At 31.4% G+C, this 18,822-nt stretch carries 17 protein-coding genes and 1 riboswitch; of the genes, 4 read left to right on the plus strand and 13 right to left on the minus strand.

What is annotated here, in order from left to right; genetic code table 11:
- Both C4N20_RS04385 and C4N20_RS04390 read left to right on the plus strand, forming a co-directional pair.
- Positions 1 to 912, plus strand: coding sequence for a helix-turn-helix transcriptional regulator (locus C4N20_RS04385; protein WP_005980492.1), 912 nt, complete (start codon positions 1 to 3; stop codon positions 910 to 912).
- Between the two features lie 68 nt (positions 913 to 980).
- Complete coding sequence (locus C4N20_RS04390) at positions 981 to 1,247, plus strand: zinc ribbon domain-containing protein (RefSeq protein ID WP_005980490.1); 267 nt, start codon at positions 981 to 983, stop codon at positions 1,245 to 1,247.
- A 51-nt stretch (positions 1,248 to 1,298) separates the two neighbouring features.
- On the opposite strand, the gene C4N20_RS04395 is transcribed toward C4N20_RS04390, so the two are convergent.
- The 8 genes from C4N20_RS04395 to C4N20_RS04430 all read right to left on the minus strand — a co-directional run bounded on the left by C4N20_RS04395 (position 1,299) and on the right by C4N20_RS04430 (position 9,085).
- Positions 1,299 to 1,820: a cysteine hydrolase family protein gene (locus C4N20_RS04395; protein ID WP_005980489.1), complete on the minus strand. Its 522-nt coding sequence runs from the start codon at positions 1,818 to 1,820 to the stop codon at positions 1,299 to 1,301.
- Between the two features lie 81 nt (positions 1,821 to 1,901).
- The gene (locus tag C4N20_RS04400) at positions 1,902 to 2,675 is read right to left on the minus strand and encodes a MurR/RpiR family transcriptional regulator (protein ID WP_005980487.1); all 774 of its coding nucleotides are present in this window, start codon (positions 2,673 to 2,675) and stop codon (positions 1,902 to 1,904) included.
- A gap of 23 nt (positions 2,676 to 2,698) precedes the next feature.
- Positions 2,699 to 4,258 (minus strand): PTS transporter subunit EIIC, encoded by a 1,560-nt coding sequence (locus C4N20_RS04405; RefSeq protein ID WP_005980485.1) that lies wholly within the window; start codon positions 4,256 to 4,258, stop codon positions 2,699 to 2,701.
- A 19-nt stretch (positions 4,259 to 4,277) separates the two neighbouring features.
- Entirely contained in the window at positions 4,278 to 5,621 is a 1,344-nt protein-coding gene (locus tag C4N20_RS04410) for a family 4 glycosyl hydrolase (protein ID WP_005980483.1), read from the minus strand.
- 203 nt (positions 5,622 to 5,824) lie between these two features.
- Positions 5,825 to 6,592, minus strand: a complete 768-nt coding sequence (locus C4N20_RS04415; RefSeq protein ID WP_005980480.1) for a MetQ/NlpA family ABC transporter substrate-binding protein — start codon at positions 6,590 to 6,592, stop codon at positions 5,825 to 5,827.
- A gap of 34 nt (positions 6,593 to 6,626) precedes the next feature.
- Entirely contained in the window at positions 6,627 to 7,409 is a 783-nt protein-coding gene (locus C4N20_RS04420) for a MetQ/NlpA family ABC transporter substrate-binding protein (protein ID WP_005980478.1), read from the minus strand.
- A gap of 31 nt (positions 7,410 to 7,440) precedes the next feature.
- On the minus strand, positions 7,441 to 8,088 hold the full coding sequence (locus C4N20_RS04425) for a methionine ABC transporter permease (protein ID WP_005980474.1): 648 nt from the start codon (positions 8,086 to 8,088) through the stop codon (positions 7,441 to 7,443).
- Positions 8,078 to 9,085: a methionine ABC transporter ATP-binding protein gene (locus C4N20_RS04430; RefSeq protein ID WP_005980473.1), complete on the minus strand. Its 1,008-nt coding sequence runs from the start codon at positions 9,083 to 9,085 to the stop codon at positions 8,078 to 8,080. The genes C4N20_RS04425 and C4N20_RS04430 overlap by 11 nt, the downstream gene beginning before the upstream one ends.
- Before the next feature lie 89 nt (positions 9,086 to 9,174).
- Positions 9,175 to 9,262: riboswitch (SAM riboswitch) on the minus strand.
- Positions 9,263 to 9,389: 127 nt separating this feature from the next.
- Between C4N20_RS04430 and yqeC the strand changes: the two genes are divergently transcribed.
- Positions 9,390 to 10,679, plus strand: coding sequence for a selenium cofactor biosynthesis protein YqeC (gene yqeC, locus C4N20_RS04435; RefSeq protein ID WP_005980470.1), 1,290 nt, complete (start codon positions 9,390 to 9,392; stop codon positions 10,677 to 10,679).
- 183 nt (positions 10,680 to 10,862) lie between these two features.
- On the opposite strand, the gene C4N20_RS04440 is transcribed toward yqeC, so the two are convergent.
- Both C4N20_RS04440 and C4N20_RS04445 read right to left on the minus strand, forming a co-directional pair.
- Complete coding sequence (locus C4N20_RS04440) at positions 10,863 to 11,978, minus strand: Coenzyme F420 hydrogenase/dehydrogenase, beta subunit C-terminal domain (RefSeq protein ID WP_005980468.1); 1,116 nt, start codon at positions 11,976 to 11,978, stop codon at positions 10,863 to 10,865.
- On the minus strand, positions 11,962 to 13,305 hold the full coding sequence (locus C4N20_RS04445; RefSeq protein ID WP_005980466.1) for an MATE family efflux transporter: 1,344 nt from the start codon (positions 13,303 to 13,305) through the stop codon (positions 11,962 to 11,964). Before C4N20_RS04445 ends, C4N20_RS04440 begins: the two co-directional genes overlap by 17 nt.
- A 162-nt stretch (positions 13,306 to 13,467) precedes the next feature.
- Between C4N20_RS04445 and C4N20_RS04450 the strand changes: the two genes are divergently transcribed.
- Positions 13,468 to 14,322 (plus strand): MurR/RpiR family transcriptional regulator, encoded by an 855-nt coding sequence (locus C4N20_RS04450; protein WP_005980464.1) that lies wholly within the window; start codon positions 13,468 to 13,470, stop codon positions 14,320 to 14,322.
- 93 nt (positions 14,323 to 14,415) lie between these two features.
- Here C4N20_RS04450 and C4N20_RS04455 read toward each other — a convergent pair whose 3' ends face one another.
- The 3 genes from C4N20_RS04455 to C4N20_RS04465 are packed head-to-tail and all read right to left on the minus strand — an operon-like array spanning position 14,416 to position 18,515.
- Entirely contained in the window at positions 14,416 to 16,173 is a 1,758-nt protein-coding gene (locus tag C4N20_RS04455) for an NADH-dependent [FeFe] hydrogenase, group A6 (protein WP_005980462.1), read from the minus strand.
- A gap of 26 nt (positions 16,174 to 16,199) precedes the next feature.
- Positions 16,200 to 17,984, minus strand: a complete 1,785-nt coding sequence (locus C4N20_RS04460) for an NADH-quinone oxidoreductase subunit NuoF (protein WP_005980460.1) — start codon at positions 17,982 to 17,984, stop codon at positions 16,200 to 16,202.
- Between the two features lie 36 nt (positions 17,985 to 18,020).
- Entirely contained in the window at positions 18,021 to 18,515 is a 495-nt protein-coding gene (locus tag C4N20_RS04465) for an NADH-quinone oxidoreductase subunit NuoE family protein (protein ID WP_005980458.1), read from the minus strand.
- Positions 18,516 to 18,822 lie beyond the last annotated feature (307 nt).

Below are 18,822 nucleotides of genomic sequence, written 5' to 3' on the forward strand. Positions count from 1 at the left end.
ATGCAAATTAACAGACTATTTGAAATGCTCTATATTTTAATCAACAGAAAACATATAACAGCTAAAGAACTGGCTCTGCATTTTGAAGTATCTGTGCGGACTATATATCGTGATATAGATATTCTCTGCTCCTCTGGCATCCCTGTCTATACTTCTCAAGGGAGCGGTGGTGGAATATTTATAGAAAAAAATTATGTTCTAAACAACTCTGTTTTTACTGATGAGGAGCAGGAAAAAATAATAACATCTCTTCAAAGTATTCCTTCATTAAATGCCACTGATAATTCAAAGCTCATATCTAAATTATCAGGACTTTTTAAAAAAAATTACCTCAACTGGATAGAAATAGATTTTTCCAGATGGGGTGACAGTGACCACGATAACCAGAATTACATCCTCATCAAGAATTCCATCATTGGGCATACTATAATTTCCTTTGCATATATCAGTTCATATGGAGAAGTTACTTTAAGAAAAATTTGTCCTGTAAAACTTTTTTTCAAATCTTCTTCTTGGTATCTACAGGGATTTTGCCTTGATAAAAAAGACTACAGAACATTTAAAATCAGCAGAATGTCTTCTTTGAAAGCAAGTCCAGAAATATTTAATATTAACGAACTTCCTTTGCCTCCATCATTAGAAGTAAAAAGAGAAGATTGTCCATCACTTGTGAACTTAAAATTAGAATTTCCTTCTCATTTAGGCTACAGAGTTTATGACGGCTTTTCCTCTGAAGAAATAGAAAAAACAAAAGATGGAAATTATGTAGTAACTACATCTTTTCCACATGATAAATGGGTATATAGCTTTCTTCTCTCTTTTGGTTCAGATGTGAAAGTTTTAGAACCAGAAGAAATAAGAATAAATCTTCTAAATGAAATAGAAAAAATAAAAAAAATTTATAAAGAGTAATATGACACGCAGTTGTCAGGTTTCAAATGCTACAATGAAATATCTAAAGCATACAGGAGGGATAAATAATGGAAGAGAAATATTGTCAAAGTTGTGGAATGCCTATGGGAAATACTGGCGAATTTTATGGGACTAATGCAGATGGGAGTAAAAATACTGAATATTGCAGCTACTGTTTTGATAGTGGAAAGTTTACTGGTGAGATGACAATGGATGAAATGATTGAATTATGTGTTCCTCATATGGCTGAGGCTCATCCTGAAATGACTGAAGAAAAAGCAAGACAGATGATGAAAGAATTTTTCCCTCATCTAAAGCGTTGGAAAAAAGATTAAAAAATTAAATGAGTGACTAGATGTTAAGTTAATTTCTAGTCACCCATTTTATTAAAATTCTATATCTTCAATATCTATTACTTGTGCAAAACGATTTTTCCAGATATTATTCATATAAAAATCATTCAAGTCCATAGCACTAAATTTTCCATTATCACAAGTAGTTACTGTATCTTTAGGAATAATCAATTCATATCCATATTCAAAAGCTGCTTTGCAAGTGGCATCTATACAATATTCTGTCTGCATTCCTGTGAGAATTATTCTTTCAATTTCCTTGCTTTCAAGATATTCTTTCAATCCTGTTTTTCTCAAAGCACTGTTATAAATTTTATCAAATATTTTTTCATTTTCAGCAGGTTGAATTTTGCTGTATATCTCCCACCCAAAAGTCCCATGCTCTAATTCACTGCCTTTCCCACTGTCATGTCTTACAAAAATAACTTCTATCCCTTTTTTTCTGCACATTTCAATAAGAGAATTGATATTATCTGTTACTTTTTCAGCATCATACATACCATACAAAACCAAAGCTGTCTGAACATCTACTACTAGTAATACTGTTTTTTTCATTTTTCCTCCTAAAAAATTAAAAATACTTTACAAAAGGCCAAATTATTTCCATATAGTATATCATAATTTTTTAGAATTCATCTATTTTTTATCTGAATCTTCCACATATTTCAGATAAAGATTATTTATTATGTAATTTGTTGCTATCTCTTGTATCAAAGGAGATTCAAATTCTTTATACACTTTTGAAGATACCATTAAAAATATCTCATTTATATTTTTAGAATCTTTTTTAGAGGTTATAAATATAGTGTTTATTCTTTTCTCTCTTAAATATTTTTTTATTCTATTCATTTGAAAGTTATTATTTGAAAAACTTATTATAAATGCCAAATCATCTTCTTTTATTTTTTTGACCTCAATATTTTGTGAAGAAGCTGCAAGAGGACATATAGTATTTTTCCCTAATCTCATAAACTTTTCACTAGCATTTTGAGCCAATATATTCGAAAATGAAGTGCCAAAGAAATATATTTTTTTAGATTCTTTAATCAATTTTATTGCCTGGTTATATATTTCTTCATTATTTAATTTTTCAGTTTCTAATAATGAATCATTAAGATCTATAAAATAATTCTTTTTTTCATTTTTTCTATGAACTTCTTTTTCTTTAAGAAAACTATTGTATATTCTACATTCTTCCTTTAATGTTTTAAAATCACTGTCATTTATTCTTCGACAAAATCTTGATACAGTAGATATTGAGGTATTACATTTTTTAGCAAACTCTTTTATAGATATCTCTGGGATAAAGTCATGATTTTCTAATATGTAATTAGCAATTACAACTTCTACACTTGGATACAAATCACTGTTATCTCTACATTTTTTTAGATTTGAAAAAAATGAATACATCTCAACACACCTCTGTAGTTTATTTATTCATGTTTTAAAAATTCTCTAAGTTCTATTTTAAATAAATTAGCCTTATTACCATATATTATCTGAATTCCATTGTCAACAATTATAGCTCCACTTGCCCCCAGTTGTTTTTCAAATATTTTTTGATCTATTATTTTAGAATTATCCTTTAATGTAAGTCTTAATCTTGTAAAACAAGCATCAACTTTTAAAATGTTAGAACTTCCCCCAACATTTTCTACTATCTTTTCAAGTATATCATTAGAAATAGTTTTAGTCGATACTATTTCTGTATCTTCATATTCATCTTCTTCTCTTCCAGGAGTTTTAAGATTTCTTCTTTCAATATACAATTTAAACATATAATAGTAAATTACAAAATATACAGGTCCTACAAAAAGTAAATTATACCAGTGAGAACCTTTATTTGAGTTTAAAATTCCATTAAAAATAAAAGAAAGAAATGGTCCTCCAAAACTTGATGGTCCTGGAATATTTATCTGTAATATATATGTTATAACATAAGCTATCCCTGCTAAAAGTGCATGTAAACAAAATAATATTGGTGAAATAAATAAAAATGAAAATTCCAGTGGTTCAGTAATACCCATCAGCGCACAAGGAAGAACAGCTGCCATCATTAAAGCTGCTACTTTCTTTTTATTTTTAGGCAATGCTGTTTTATATATAGCCAATGCTGCTCCCGGCAGCCCAAACATTGCAAAAAGTACCTTTCCATTCATTACAAATCTTGTTATATTCACATCAAAAACTGCTGTTGGTGAACTTAACATAGCATTATATATATTTACTGCACCTTCTACCATTTTTCCATCAATTTCTACAAGTCCACCTAGCTGAGTAAAAAAGAAAGGAAGATAAATAAAGTGATGAAGTCCAAATGGAAGTAATAACCTCTCTGAAAGTCCATAAAGAAAAGCTCCAGATGCCCCTGTTGAATTAATAATCTCTGATGATTTTATCAACAACCCCTGAACAGATGGAAAAATAAAGGCTAATACTATTCCAAGAAGACTTGAAAAAATTATTGTTAGTGCTGGTATAGATCTTGTTCCATTAAAAATTGATAAAATTGGTGGAAGCTGTATCTTATAAAATTTATTATGTATAGCTGCTACTAAAAATCCTACTAATATACCTCCAAAAACTCCTGTATCTAAAGTTAATACCCCTAACACTTGTTTCTGCCCTATTAAAAGACTTGCAGGGTTAAGTTTATGAGTGTATATTAAAAAACTTCCTAAAATAGTATTCATAGTCATATAACCTAAAAACCCACTTAATGCTGCTGTTGCCTTCTCACTTTTTACAAATCCATATGCTATACAGATTGCGAATATTACTGGTATATTATTATTCACAACATTTCCTGCATCTTTTAAAATATTAAACAGTAATCCAAGATGCTTTAAAAATGGAAATATCTCTGTTATTCTTGGGTTAGTAAATCCACTCCCAACTCCAACTAATATTCCTGCAATGGGTAATATAAGAACTGGAGCCATCAATACTTTTCCCAACTTTTGAAACTCACTAAATACTCTGTTTTTATCCATTATTCCTCCCCAAATATTTCTAATAAGATTTCTTTTCTAATTTTGGCCAATATTCTCCATTTGCTTCTATTAAATCATCTAAGATAGCTTTTGCTATTGAAGTTGATGAAACTGTCTTATTCACTGCTATAGCTTGAAGAGCTTTATCATATGAATTTTCAAAATAAGCATCTACAGCTAACTTTTCTGATGATAATTGATTTTCTATCAACCCTTTATAAAATGATGAAATAGGTTTTCTAGCTACTGGTTCAGGACCCCAACTTCTTAAATATGCTGGAACTTCTACCATTGCATCTGCTGGAAGATTAGGAATAGCTCCATTATTTTCTACAATAACTAAATATCTGTATCCTTTATTATATGCTATTGAAGCCGCTGCATCTACTATAAAGTCTCCGAATACAGTAAATTCTTGTACAGGGCTTTTATAATTATCAGGGTCTGCTAAAAATTTATTGTATTCTTCTTTTAGCTCTTTTTCTCTTCCTTCTATTACCATATCTGCTCTAGTATGAGTTAAGTCCATTTTTTTTACTACATCTGATGAATATAGATAATATTGTAAGTAACTGTTAGGAAGATATTCTGGATAATCTTTTACAATTTCAGCATATTGTTTCCAAGTTTTTTGCCAATCTTTATCTTTATGATGTCTATCACTGCAAGCTTCCATTCCAGTTGATATTATTTTTTCTCTCAATTCTGGCAATCTATCTTTTCCTGTTTGGTCATATAATGCTGTAAACCATCCGAAATGATTTAGTCCAAAATATTCTGGGTCTAATTCTGTCCAATCACTCAATCCCAGCATTTTACTGTAAGAAAGAAGTATTGCTACTGGCATATCACATATATTTAATATTCTTTCATTATTAAATTTTCTTCTTGTTGCTTCTGCTACTACAGCAGCTGGGTTTGAATAATTAAGTATCCAGCAGTCAGGCGAATATTTTTTAGCCTCTTCTATTATTTTTATAACTCCAGGAATTGATCTTATCCCATATGAAATTGAACCTCCAGGTCCACAAGTTTCCTGACCTATAACTCCATATTTTAAAGGTATTTTTTCATCATCCCTTCTCATTTCAAGTCCCCCTTGTCTTATTTGAGCAAAAACAAAATCTACTCCTGTAAAAGCCTCAGCATAATCTAATGTAGCTATAACTTCTAATTCTTTATCATAATTATCTTTTATGAATTGAGTCATTACAGCTTTTACTCTATCTAATCTGTCTTCATCTATATCAAATAAAATTAATTTTTTCAAAGGAAGTGTATCTTTCTTTTGAATTAAACTTTGAATTATTCCTGGAGTATGAGTACTTCCAGCTCCTGCTATTACAACTGTATTCTTTTTCATCTTTTTTCTCCTTTTTAAAATAAAATATCTTTATTACAAGCAAAGTATAGCATATTAAAATTTTTAAAATAAAAATTTTCATTTTTTGAAAATTTTATTTGTTTTTTCATTCAAAATTTAGTTTTTTACACATTTTTAAGAAATAAAAAAATACCTCCCTAACATAAGGTATTTCTTATATTAGAAAGGTATTTATATTTTTGTTAGAATACTGGTACAAATCCGCCTTTAAAAGTTTCATTGATATAGTTTCTTACTTTATCACTTTGGAAATGTTTTACAAAAGTTTTTATATCTTCTCTGTTTTCATCTCCTGCCCTTACAGCTATGATATTGATATATGGTGAGTCTTTATCTTCAAGAAGTATGCTGTCTCTAGTAGGATAGAATCCTGCATTAAGAGCATATCCTCCATTGATAATAGCTGCATCTACATCATCTATTACTCTAGGAAGCTGAGCTGCTTCTAATTGTTTAAATTTTAGCTTCTTTGGATTTTCTACAATATCAAATGCTGTAGCATGAAGATCTGTAGGGTCTTTAAGTTTTATCAGCCCTATTCTATGAAAAAGAAGAAGTGCTCTTCCACTGTTTGTAGGGTCATTAGGTATAGCTATTGTAGCTTTATCAGGAAGTTCCTCTATTGTTTTGTATTTTTTAGAGTAAAGTCCTAATGGAGCTATATATGTTGCCCCTGCTGAAACAAGATCAAGATTTCTATCTTTTTTAAACTGCTCTAAATATGGAAGATGCTGGAAAGAGTTCAGATCAATATCTCCTTCTGCAAGAGCTATATTAGGAGTTACATAGTCATTCATTTCAACTATTTGAAGTTCTATTCCCTCAGCTTTCAGATCATCTTTTATAAGTTCCATAATCTCTGCTCCTGGATAAGAAGTTGTCCCTATCTTCAAAGTTTTCCCAAAACATATTGTCGTTAACAGTATAAACAGTATAAATATTTTTTTCATCTTTTCAGCTCCCCTTATTATTTATGTATTTTCATTAGAATGTAGGTACTACTCCACCTTTATAGTTATTTAAAATATAGTCGCTTACTTTTTTACTTTGAAGTGCTTTTATAAGTTTTACTATATCTTCCTTATTTTCATCTCCAGCTTTTACAGCTATAATATTTGCATATGGAGATTCTTTCCCCTCTAATAGAAGAGAATCTTCTACTGGTGAGAATCCAGCTTCTAGTGCATAGTTTCCATTGATAACTGCTGCATCTACATCTGGCAGAACTCTTGGAAGCTGTGCTGCTTCAATTGGTTTAAATTTTAATTTTTTAGGATTCTTAACTATATCAAACTCTGTAACATATAGATTTGTTGGGTCATTTAAAGTTATTATTCCATTGTTATGTAAAAGAATAAGAGCTCTTCCTCCATTTGATGGGTCACTTGGTATAGCTATTGTTGCTTTATCAGGCAGCTGTCCTATTTCTTTATATTTTTTTGAGAAAACTCCAAGAGGTTCAACATGAATCTTAGCTGCTGATACAAGTTTTAATCCTCTTTCTGTTACAAATTTTTCAAGATATGGATAATGCTGAAAGAAGTTTGCATCTATTTCTCCTTCTGCCAGTGCTAAGTTAGGAGTTACATAATCTGTAAATTCAATAATTTTAAGATCTACTCCTTCTGCTTTCAAATCATCTTTTACAAGATTTAAAAGTTCTGCATGAGGGACAGGTGTTGCTCCGACTTTCAATTCCCCTGCGAATATTGTTGTTCCTACCAATACAAATGCTGCTGCTAATAATGTTTTTAATGATCTTTTCATAAATATTCACTCCCTTTATAATTTAATTTTTTTATCTGTTCTTTTTTGCTCTATATACAAGATAGTTTCCTAATGATTGTAGTACCTGTACCAGAAGAATTATAACGATTACTGAGTATATCATTATATCTGTCTTGAATCTCTGATATCCGAATCTTATAGCCAGATCTCCAAGTCCTCCAGCACCGATAGTTCCTGCCATTGCTGAGAATCCTATCAAGCTTATTACTGTAACTGTTATTCCATGTATGATATGAGGCATAGTTTCAGGAATCATCACTTTCCATATTATTGTAGAATTACTTGCTCCCATACTTGAGCTTGCCTCAATAAGCCCTCTGTCAACTTCATTCAATGCTCCCTCTATCATTCTTGCAACAAATGGTGCTGCTGATATTGATAATGGAACTATTGCTGCTGTACTTCCTATTGTTGTCCCTACTATTATCCTTGAAAGAGGAAACAGACAAATCATTAAAATGATAAAAGGAAATGACCTCAAAGTGTTGATTATAATTTCAAGAACTTTATTTAATTTAGGTTTTTCTAAAATATTTCCCTCTTTAGTAATTACTAAAAGTATTCCTATTGGGAATCCCATGAGCAATGAGAAGAATGTTGAGAAAAATACCATGTACAATGTTTCCAATGTCGAATCTAAAATCATACTAAATACCATTATAAATCACCTCTACTATAACTCCTGATTCATTGAACCATTCTATTGCTTCCTGCTGCTGCTCCATATCTCCTGACAATTCAATAAACAGATGTCCTACTTTCATTGTAGAAAGATGATCTATCGATCCTCCAATTATACTGAAATCTATATCAAATTTTCTCAGTGCCTGTGATATTATTGGTTCTTCTGCTATAGTTCCTAAGAATTTAAGTTTTACTATATACTTTCCTTTTGTTTTCATTATCTCTACTCCTCTTTCTTCTGTGCTTGGAAGATAAGAGATAAGCTCTTTTGTTATTTCTGCCTGAGGGTTTGAAAAGATATGGTGTACTCCCCCTGTTTCGACTATTTCTCCGTCAGACATTACTGCTACTCTGTTACAGATATCTCTGATAACTTCCATCTGGTGAGTTATCATAACTACTGTAAGTCCAAATTTATGCTGGATATTTTTTATAAGTTCCAATATAGAGTTTGTAGTTTTAGGGTCAAGAGCTGATGTAGCCTCATCTGATAAAAGTATATCAGGGTTATTAGCTAAGGCTCTTGCTATTGCCACCCTTTGTTTCTGTCCTCCACTCAACTGACTAGGGTATGAATCTATTTTATCTGAAAGTTCTACTACTTCCAGAAGCTCCCTTACCCTGTCTTTCATTTTCGCTTTATCCCAGCCAGCTATCTCCAGTGCAAATGCCACATTTTCTCCAACTGTTCTTGATGCTAAAAGATTAAAATGCTGGAATATCATTCCTATTTTTTTTCTTCTCTCTAAGAGTTCATCTTTAGAAAGTTTTGTTATATCTACTCCATCTATTACTATACTTCCACTCGTAGGTTCCTCTAATCTGTTTAAAAGTCTGATGAGGGAAGATTTACCTGCTCCGCTTAGACCTATTATCCCAAATATATCCCCTTTTTTTACTTCAAGGCTGACATCTTTTACTGCATGAAAGCCATTAGAGTATACTTTGTTGATTTTTTCTATTTTGATCATTCCTGTGCTCCTCCATATCTATATTTGAGTAAAAAAAAATCTCTACTGCCATCAAGGAATAGAGATAAATTACACTAATTTTATTAGTCTATCCATCTGTCTGGAATTAGCACCACACCATAACGGCAGGTTGCTGAAACATCACAGGGCCAGTCCCTCAGTCTCTCTTGATGGTTGATTCATTTGTTAGGAGTATATTATAACTTTTTTCAATTTATGTCAATACATTTTTTAAAATTTTTATAGACTGGAAAAAAAATTTCATATACAATACTATATAAAGCTAAATAAACTGGAGGAAGTTATGACTTTTAAATATTTTAATATTATAAAAAATGATGTAATAACCATAACAGGAGCAGGTGGAAAAACTTCTCTTCTATTTTTTCTTGCAGAAAAACTTTCTGAATATGGAAAAGTTCTTGTAACTACCACTACAAAAATTTACTGCCCCTTTGAAGAAAAATATGAATCACTTATTATTGGGAATAATATATCTACTGGAAAAAACAAAAATATAACTGTGGCTGGGAGCAGAATAGAAGATGATAAACTTCACTCTCTGCCTTATGGCGAGATAAATAATATGAGAAAAAATTATGATTTTGTTTTAATAGAGGGAGATGGAGCAAAGGAAAAATTATTAAAAGAATGGAATGATTATGAGCCTTGTATTCCTGAATTTTCTACAAAAATAATTGGAGTAATCAATATGGATATACTTGATTTAAATATTTCCGAAGAAAATATTCATAGATTTAAGCTTCTAAAAGAAAAATTTCCAAAGGATATAAATAAAAAAATAACTTCTGATTTTTTACAAAGATATATTTTATCAGCTGATTATTTTAAAAATTCCAGTAAAGATTCAGAAAAATATCTTTTTTTTAATGGAATTGATGGAGAAAATTATCTCTCTAAATTCCAAGCAGCTATAAAAACAGCATATAAATTATCTGAAAATAGTTTTCTGCCAAAAATATTTATAGGAAGTCTTAAAGAAAAAATGATTTATCCTTTTAAAAAATTAGATGCTGTTGTTATGGCTTCTGGTTTTTCTAAAAGAATGGGAAAAAATAAACTGTCTCTCTCATACAAAGGGAGAACTCTTTTAGAAGCAACCTTAGAGAAAATTTCTCATATCCCTTTTAATGAGGTTATTATCTGCGGAAGAGAGGAATGGGTTGAAGATCTTGCTGATAAATATAATTTTAAATATTGCTATAACTCTTTTGCTGATCTTGGGCAGAGTGAAAGTATAAAGCTTGGTACAGAAAATTCTTTTGGAGAGGGGATAGCCTTTTTCCCTGGAGATCAGCCTCTGCTGACTGAGGATACAATTTTAAATCTCTATTATGAATTTCAGAAAACTAATCTTATAACTATCCCAACAGTTGAAGAAGATAGATTTTCCCCTGTATTTTTTCCAGAAGATAAAAAAGCTGAACTATTGAAATTGGAAGGAGACACTGGAGGGAAAACTATTATTAAAAAGACTCCAGTTATCAATCTTGTTAAGTTTTCTTCAAAAGAGGAGTTTAAAGATATTGATACCATCGAAGATTATATGTATATACTTAATAATAAAAAATAATCTAACCTTTTCTTTTATATCTTACTGATTAATCAGTGGTCAAAAGCTAGATTATATTTTGGAAATCAGAAAAATTTTTGTAATTAATAAAGCAGGTAAAATGTAGTTTGAACAAAGCAAATTTCCAGTAATTAAGCAGTTGATTTTTAACTGCTTAATTACTGAGATGAAACAGGGGAGCTTTTATTTAAATATATTATATTTTTTCATTGCCTCTTCCAGCCCTAATTCAATGACGCTATCCCAAAATTCTCCTCTAGTTTCAGGATAAGATATTGGGTAGCTCAATCTCTGCTGATGTTTCACAGATTCTGAACTTTTCCTTTTCTCCATTTCCATATCATTTTTCATTTTATTAAGAATCTCTTCTCCTTTTTCATTGTTGACAATAACTAATGAAAGTCCTCTCTTATCATATTTTTCTGGAGCAAATTCCTCTATTCCAAAATAATCTGCTATTGTTATATCAGAAACTCTAAGAGTGTCAGTAAATCTACATGCTGAACAAGATGGACGGCTTATTGAAAGCAGCCCAAAGAACATTTTATAAAATCTCTCATCTCCTTGGACTTCATTCATTGCAGTTGTAGAAAAATGAAAAGATTTGTTGCTGTTGGTTCTGTTCCAGTCTAATTTTTTAGTTCTAAAATGAACTTCATCAATAGTCCCCCCATTTTCTTTTTCCAGTACTTTTTTCAGTTCTTCCCAAATAAAAGGACTTGTGACACTGTGACATATAAGGTCGCAAATATATAGATTTTCTCTCAATGGTGTATTTCCTATAAAAGCTTTAAGTCCTGCACATTGACATGGAGTTCCAGAAAATAAGACTTTTCTTCCTTCTGCCAATTTCTCTTTTATTTTAGGAAAAATATCACCTAATCTACTCTGTACATACTTGGAAAATCTAAATCTATCTCTTCCTTCTTTTGTTTCTGCCATTTCATGTACTACACAAAAGTTATCATCAAAATCAACTCCACATATTATTCCACCCTCTTTTAAGAAAACATCTGAAATAGCTGTAAATGCTCCTCCAGAGGTAGAATTTTTAAGTGTATCCTCACTTTTGTGCTTTGATAGATAAAAATCTCCTTCTATTTTATTTTTTAGAGATTTTTCATTTATAACAGGGCAGACTTTTTTACATAATTGACAATCTATACACAGTGACTGATCAATTTTAGGATATAGAAATCCCTCTCTGTCAGGTTCCATTTTTATCGCTTCTTTAGGACAGATATTATAACAAGCAGTGCACCCACAGCAATCTTCTTTTTTCTCAAATATGTACTCCATTTAATTCCCTCCTTCTGTTTCTGTATCTCATATATAAATATCCTTCATATGACGCCATAAATATCCAGCCTATTCCCATTCCAACAGCTACTCCTGATATTCCCATATATTTTGTAAGCATGTATGACAAGACTACTCTAATAGGAATTTGAATAAATGTTGCTATAAGAGTCACATCCATTCTTCCGAATCCCCTGAAAAAACCTTGCAGAGTATTGCATAAAGCTGTAAGTATATAGAAGAATGCTATTGTTTTTAAATATGTTCTTCCTAAAAATATAGCTTCTGTTTCTGATGATTCAATAAATATTTTCATTATTGAACCTGAAAAAATAAATATAAGTATTGCAGTTGCAACGCAATAAAGCAATGACATTGTTAAGGCACTTTTAAACCCTTTAAATATTCTTTCATCTTTTCCAGCTCCTCTATTTTGAGAAATAAAAGTAGTAAGAGCTGCTCCCATACTGTCTCCTGGTGTAAGTATAAACCCATCTATTCTGCTTCCAGAATTAAAAGCAGCTATTGAATCGATTCCCAAAGGATTTACTGCTCCCTGTACAAATACAGCTCCTGTAAAAATTATAGTCTGTTGAACTGCATAAGACAAGCTATATGACATAGTTTTTTTCAATAAAGTCAGATCTATCGCAAACTCTTTTAAAGTTAATCTAAGAACAGGCATTCTGAAATAAATATTTAAAAGGGAAATAACAACAGCTGCTATTTGAGATATTACAGTTGCATAAGCTGCACCCTTTACTCCCATTCCTAAATTTTTTATAAAATATATATCTAACTCAATATTTAAAACAACTGCTATTACAAGTATTCCCAATGGCGTCTTTGAATCTCCAACTGCCCTCATCTCAGCAGACAATATATTGTAGAGAAAGGAAAATATCAACCCTATTATTATTATTCTCAAATATCCCTCTGCCATTTCCATTATTTCTATGGGGGTATTCATTAAAATAAGTATATATTTTACGCTGAATAATGCCACAGCAGAAAGTAAAAAAATAAAAACTGCTCCTGCTTTTATTGTTGTAGCTATCTCTTTTTTTAATTTTTCTATATCTTCAGCACCATAAAATTCAGCCATAAGTATAGCAGATCCCAATGAAAACCCAACAACAAAAAATATCAGTATATTCATTATAGGGCCAGCTGTTCCTACTGCGGCTAAGGCTTCTTTTCCACTAAATCTTCCTACTATTACTGCATCAGCAGTATTGTACATCTGCTGAAAAATATTTCCCAGAAATATAGGAATTGTGAAGAAAAAAATATTTTTTGTTACATTTCCCTCTGTCATTTTTTTCATAATTTATCCTTCGTTAGATTTTATATAATCATTATTAATTTTATTTTGGTTTTTCAAAATCATTTTAACACCATAAGATTTCTTTGTCAATAAAATTATCATTGACATTACTCTTTCAGCACTCTAAAATATTGTTATAATAATTCTAACAGGAGTAATCTTATGAAAACTACTATTGAAAATTCTTCATACAAATCTGATCTTACCAATAAAGATAAAATAATATTAGATTATATACTTCGTAATAAGAAAACAGCCTGTTTTCTTACCTCTAACGAAATAGCTGAACTTCTTAATGTCAGCCCTTCATCTGTTGTGAGATTATCAAAAAAAATTGGCTTTGAAAATTTTTCAGCATTTAAAAAAGCTTTACAAATGGAAATAGCTGAGCAGGAACCATCTCTTGATGCAAATGAAATTCCTTATGAAAAGATAGAACAATATGATAAACTTTCTGATATTGAATTGATTAAAGCTTTCCGACAGAATGTATTAAAAAATATTACTGCTGATATCTCCAGTAAAGAAGACAAAAAGTTTATAGAAAGTGCTGATATAATTTCAAAAGCAAAGAGAGTATTCATTGTAGGATATCGTGCTTGTGCAGGGCTTGCCTCTACATTTGGAATAATGCTTTCATGTATAAGACCTGATGTTTTCGTCTTAAATAATAATGGACCTATTGTTGACAGACTCATTGATCTTGGAAAAAATGATGTAGTTGTTGCCATATCTTTTAACCGTTATTCTGGAAATACAAAATTTGCTGTTCAAATAGCAAGGGATGCTGGAGCCAAAATAATATCATTCACTGATTTTTATACTTCTCCAATTGCACAGGGAGTTGATAAGGTTATAATCAACAGTGTAGAAAATTTCAGTTTCTACAATTCATATGCCAGTTCTATGATGAATATAGAGACAATTGTAGCTCTTGTGAGCAAAAAAAACATGGCAGCTAATAAAAAGCGGCTTATGAAAATGGAAACATACTTAGAACAGAATGGAGAATACTAAAAAAAGAGGATAACCCCTAGAGTTAAGATAATTTTAGAAATTTCTAAGATTCTCTTTTCTGCTTTTTGGTTATCCTCTTATATTTTTTTATCTTTACTTATTTTTTCTATCTATGTAATGTGTATGGAAAAGTTTATGTGTCATAACTCCATAAGGTTTTCCTAATGATTCTCTATAAAGATCTATAACATATCTGTTATTATGAGATGTTCTTATTTCTTTATGATAATCTATATTTTGAATAGCTGCTGCTCTTGTCTTAACAATGTCAAAGTTTCCATGATGGTAAGGTTGTCCTCCTCCACCTACACATCCACCTTTACATGCCATTACTTCTACAGCATGGAAATTCTCTTCCCCTGCTTTTATCTTCTCTACAACTTTTCTAGCAGCTCCCAATCCGTGAACTACAGCAAGTCTAAGAACTTCATTTCCAACTTTTACTTCTGCTACTCTCACTTCTTCGAATCCTCTCATAGGAACAAAATCTACATCTTCCAGTTTAGTTCCAGTAGCCCACTCATATAGTGTTCTTGAAGCAGCTTCCATAACTCCTCCAGTTCTACCGAAAATATCAGCAGCTCCTGTAGATTTACCCATAGGTGAGTCAAACTCGCTCTCTTGAAGCGAATTAAAGTCTATATTATATTGTTTTAAAATTCTTCCAAGCTCTCTTGTAGTTAATGAATAATCTACATCTGGATTTTGTTCAACTGTAAACTCTTCTCTTGATGCTTCATATTTTTTAGAAATACAAGGCATTATAGATACACACACAAGATCTTTTTTGTCTATTCCCATTTTTTCAGCCCATACATGTTTAGCTAAAGAACCAAATATTTGCTGAGGTGATCTTGTAGTTGAAAGATTATCCAGTATTTCAGGGAAGTTAAGCTCAGCAAATCTTACCCATGATGGACAACAAGAAGTATACAATGGAAGTTTTACATCTTGCTTTCCAGCTAAATAATCATCTAGTCTATGCTTTAACTCTGTAGCTTCTTCCATTATAGTGATATCTGCTGCAAAGTTTGTATCGAATACTCCATCAAAGCCTAATTTTTTAAGAGCAGTTACCATTTTTCCAGTTGAGTTAGTTCCAGCAGGTATTCCAAAAAGTTCCCCAATAGCTACTCTCACTGCTGGTGCTACTTGAACTATAACTTTTTTATTAGGGTTTATAAGATCACGAGATAATTTAAAACTGTTGTCAGTTTCATATAATGCTCCAACAGGGCATACAGCCACACATTGACCACAGAAAGTACAGTCAGTTTCAATAAGATTTCTATTGAAAGCTGTATTAACTACAACGTTAAATCCTCTGTCTATTCCTGTAAGAATACCACAAGTCTGGATATCTCCACACATAGTTTCACATCTTCTGCACATGATGCATTTTGTAATATCTCTAGTTATAGAGATAGAATGCTGCATATCATGAACTGCCTCTTTTCCTTCAAATCTCATTTCTCTTAATCCGAAAGAAATAGCAAGTTTTTGAAGTTCACATTCTCCATTTTTTCCACATATCAAACAATCTTTCGGATGGTCAGAAAGCATAAGCTCCACTACCATTCTTCTTTTCTGCATTACTTGAAGAGAGTTAGTTACAACTTCCATTCCTTCAACTATTGGAGTAGTACAAGAAGGAAGAAGTCTATTCATTCCTTTTACTTCAACTACACAAACTCTGCATGAAGCACAGTTATTTTTATAGCCTATATCATCCATTTGCATATAGCACAAGTGAGGAATATGTATACCAGCTTTTAATGCTGCATTAAGTATAGTTGTTCCTTCTGGTGCCAATACTATTTTACCATCTATCTTAAGTCTTATCATTCTCATTTTATTCGTTCACCTCATCAGAAATATTATAGTTTTACAATTGCACCGAATTTACAAGTCTCATAACAAGCTCCACATTTTATACAGATCTCATTATCTATTTCATGTCTATGTTTTACAGTACCTGTAATAGCATCTATTGGACATACTCTAGCACAAGCTGTACATCCTATACATTTATCTGTAATAGAGTATGTGATAAGTTTTTGACATGCTCCAGCAGCACATCTCTTATCTACCACGTGCTCAACATATTCATCATAGAATTGAGCTAATGTAGATAGAACTGGGTTAGCTGATGTTTGTCCCAATCCGCATAGAGAAGTTGCTTTAATACCTTCAGATAACTCTTGCAGAAGATGAAGATCTTCTAATGTTCCTCTTCCCTGAGTTATTTTATCAAGCATTTCATAAAGTCTTGTATTTCCGACTCTGCAAGGTGTACATTTTCCACAAGATTCATCAAGAGTAAATTCAAGGAAGAATTTTGCAATGGCAACCATACAGTCATCTTCGTCCATTACTACCATTCCCCCAGATCCCATGATAGAACCTTTTTTACTTAAAGTATCAAAATCTATCGGAGTATCAAGGTCTTTCTCAGTTAGACATCCACCAGATGGTCCTCCTGTTTGTACTGCCTTGAATTTTTTATTATCTTTAATTCCTCCGCCAATTTCAAATATTATTTCTCTTAAGCTTATTCCCATAGGAACTTCAACAAGTCCCACATTATTAATTTTTCCAGCTAGAGCAAATACTTTTGTTCCAGGAGATTTTTCAGTTCCAACTTCTCTGAACCATTCTTTACCGTATAAAAGTATTCCTGGTACATTTACTAAAGTTTCTACGTTGTTTACAACTGTAGGTTTATCCCAGAACCCTTTTTCTGCTGGGTACGGCGGTTTAGAAGTAGGCTCTCCTCTTCTTCCCTCCATTGAATGTATAAGAGCAGTTTCCTCTCCACATACAAATGCTCCTGCACCAAATTTTAGTTCAATATCAAATTCAAAATCAGTTCCTAGTATATTTTTTCCTAAGAAGCCTTTTTTTCTTGCTGCTTCAATAGCAACTGACAATCTGTGAATAGCCAAAGGATATTCAGCTCTGATATATACCAGCCCTTTTGTAGCTCCAATAGCATATCCTGCTATCATCATTCCTTCTATTACTGAATGGGGGTCTCCTTCCAGTATAGATCTATCCATAAATGCTCCTGGGTCTCCCTCGTCAGCATTACATACAATATATTTTTGTTCAGCTTCTATGTTAGAAGCAATCTCCCATTTGATTCCAGTAAAGAATCCTCCTCCACCTCTTCCTCTAAGGCCAGAAGCGAATATTTCTTTTATTACATCTCTATTGCTCATAGTTTTTAAAACTTTTTCAATTCCCTTATATCCATCATTTTTCAAGAAATCTTCTATATTTTCAGGGTCAATCACTCCACAATTTTTAAGAGCTCTTCTTTCTTGCTTTTGATAGAATTCCATATCTTTAGAGTCATGAATACGTTCTTCTGTTTTTGGATCTATGTAAAGTAATCTTTCAATCTTTTCCCCATCTACGATATCAACTTTAATTATTTCTTCTGCATCTTCTGGTTTTACTTCAATATAGAAAGTATTTTCAGGTACTATTTTAACTATTGGTCCTTTCTCACAGAACCCAAAACACCCTGTAAGTACTACTTCTACATCTTTCACATTGTATTCAGCTATATATTTTTCTAAATTTTTCTTTATCTCATCACTTTTAGACGATAAGCAACCTGTTCCACCACATATCAAAATTTTCTTATTGCAGTTCATTAGTCCCTCCTGAATAATTACTTGTATTTCCCAAATTTAAGCGTTTTCTTGTCTTTCCTTTTCCATGTATTCTTCAATTAATTTTTTTACATCAGTTGGTTTTACCTTTCCATGAACTTCTTTACCAACGATAACTACTGGAGCCAGTCCGCATGCCCCAACACATCTTAAACAGTCAAGAGAGAAAAGTCCATCTTTCGTAACTCCTCCCACTTCTATGTTAAGTTCTTTTTCAAGACTTTCTAAGACTTTCCCTGCTCCTCTAACATAACATGCTGTTCCTGTACAAACAGATATTTGATATTTTCCTTTTGGCTCCATAGAAAAGAAGTTATAGAAACTTACTACCCCATATACCTTTGCTACTGGAACTTCTAATTCTTCTGCTATAAACTCTTGAACTTCTGCTGGAATATATCCAAAAATTTCTTGAGCTTTGTGTAAAACTATAATAAGAGAACTCTTTTTATCCTCGAATGTTGATATATAACTCTTTAGTTCTTTAAACCCAATATTATCTTTACATATCATTTTTTTGACCCCTCCTCATTTATATTATGTAAGATTTTAATTCTATTTATATTATAATAACATAGAAACTATTAAAACTAAATAGTTTTTTTACTAATGAACAATACAAATTTTTAATGTTTAAAGAATTCAAATGGCTCTATTAATATCATTCTTCCCTTCTCATTTCAGTAATGGAAAACAGATTTCAAAAAATAAAAAAATTCCAGTAAAATGGAATTCTTTTTTTCATTTATTGAGCAAATTTTTCAATTTTTTTCATATTTCTTCATTTTATATATTATATATTAATAGTTATTATTTCTTT

It is taken from the genome of Fusobacterium ulcerans (genome assembly GCF_003019675.1).
GTDB lineage: Bacteria > Fusobacteriota > Fusobacteriia > Fusobacteriales > Fusobacteriaceae > Fusobacterium_A > Fusobacterium_A ulcerans.

Bases quoted from the DNA above. Each gene is read 5' to 3' on its own strand.
- C4N20_RS04385 (WP_005980492.1), top strand. From the start codon at position 1: ATGCAAATTAACAGACTATTTGAAATGCTCTATATTTTAATCAACAGA.
- C4N20_RS04390 (WP_005980490.1), top strand. From the start codon at position 981: ATGGAAGAGAAATATTGTCAAAGTTGTGGAATGCCTATGGGAAATACT.
- C4N20_RS04395 (WP_005980489.1), bottom strand. From the start codon at position 1,820: ATGAAAAAAACAGTATTACTAGTAGTAGATGTTCAGACAGCTTTGGTT.
- C4N20_RS04400 (WP_005980487.1), bottom strand. From the start codon at position 2,675: ATGTATTCATTTTTTTCAAATCTAAAAAAATGTAGAGATAACAGTGAT.
- C4N20_RS04405 (WP_005980485.1), bottom strand. From the start codon at position 4,258: ATGGATAAAAACAGAGTATTTAGTGAGTTTCAAAAGTTGGGAAAAGTA.
- C4N20_RS04410 (WP_005980483.1), bottom strand. From the start codon at position 5,621: ATGAAAAAGAATACAGTTGTAATAGCAGGAGCTGGAAGTACTCATACT.
- C4N20_RS04415 (WP_005980480.1), bottom strand. From the start codon at position 6,592: ATGAAAAAAATATTTATACTGTTTATACTGTTAACGACAATATGTTTT.
- C4N20_RS04420 (WP_005980478.1), bottom strand. From the start codon at position 7,409: ATGAAAAGATCATTAAAAACATTATTAGCAGCAGCATTTGTATTGGTA.
- C4N20_RS04425 (WP_005980474.1), bottom strand. From the start codon at position 8,088: ATGGTATTTAGTATGATTTTAGATTCGACATTGGAAACATTGTACATG.
- C4N20_RS04430 (WP_005980473.1), bottom strand. From the start codon at position 9,085: ATGATCAAAATAGAAAAAATCAACAAAGTATACTCTAATGGCTTTCAT.
- yqeC (WP_005980470.1), top strand. From the start codon at position 9,390: ATGACTTTTAAATATTTTAATATTATAAAAAATGATGTAATAACCATA.
- C4N20_RS04440 (WP_005980468.1), bottom strand. From the start codon at position 11,978: ATGGAGTACATATTTGAGAAAAAAGAAGATTGCTGTGGGTGCACTGCT.
- C4N20_RS04445 (WP_005980466.1), bottom strand. From the start codon at position 13,305: ATGAAAAAAATGACAGAGGGAAATGTAACAAAAAATATTTTTTTCTTC.
- C4N20_RS04450 (WP_005980464.1), top strand. From the start codon at position 13,468: ATGAAAACTACTATTGAAAATTCTTCATACAAATCTGATCTTACCAAT.
- C4N20_RS04455 (WP_005980462.1), bottom strand. From the start codon at position 16,173: ATGAGAATGATAAGACTTAAGATAGATGGTAAAATAGTATTGGCACCA.
- C4N20_RS04460 (WP_005980460.1), bottom strand. From the start codon at position 17,984: ATGAACTGCAATAAGAAAATTTTGATATGTGGTGGAACAGGTTGCTTA.
- C4N20_RS04465 (WP_005980458.1), bottom strand. From the start codon at position 18,515: ATGATATGTAAAGATAATATTGGGTTTAAAGAACTAAAGAGTTATATA.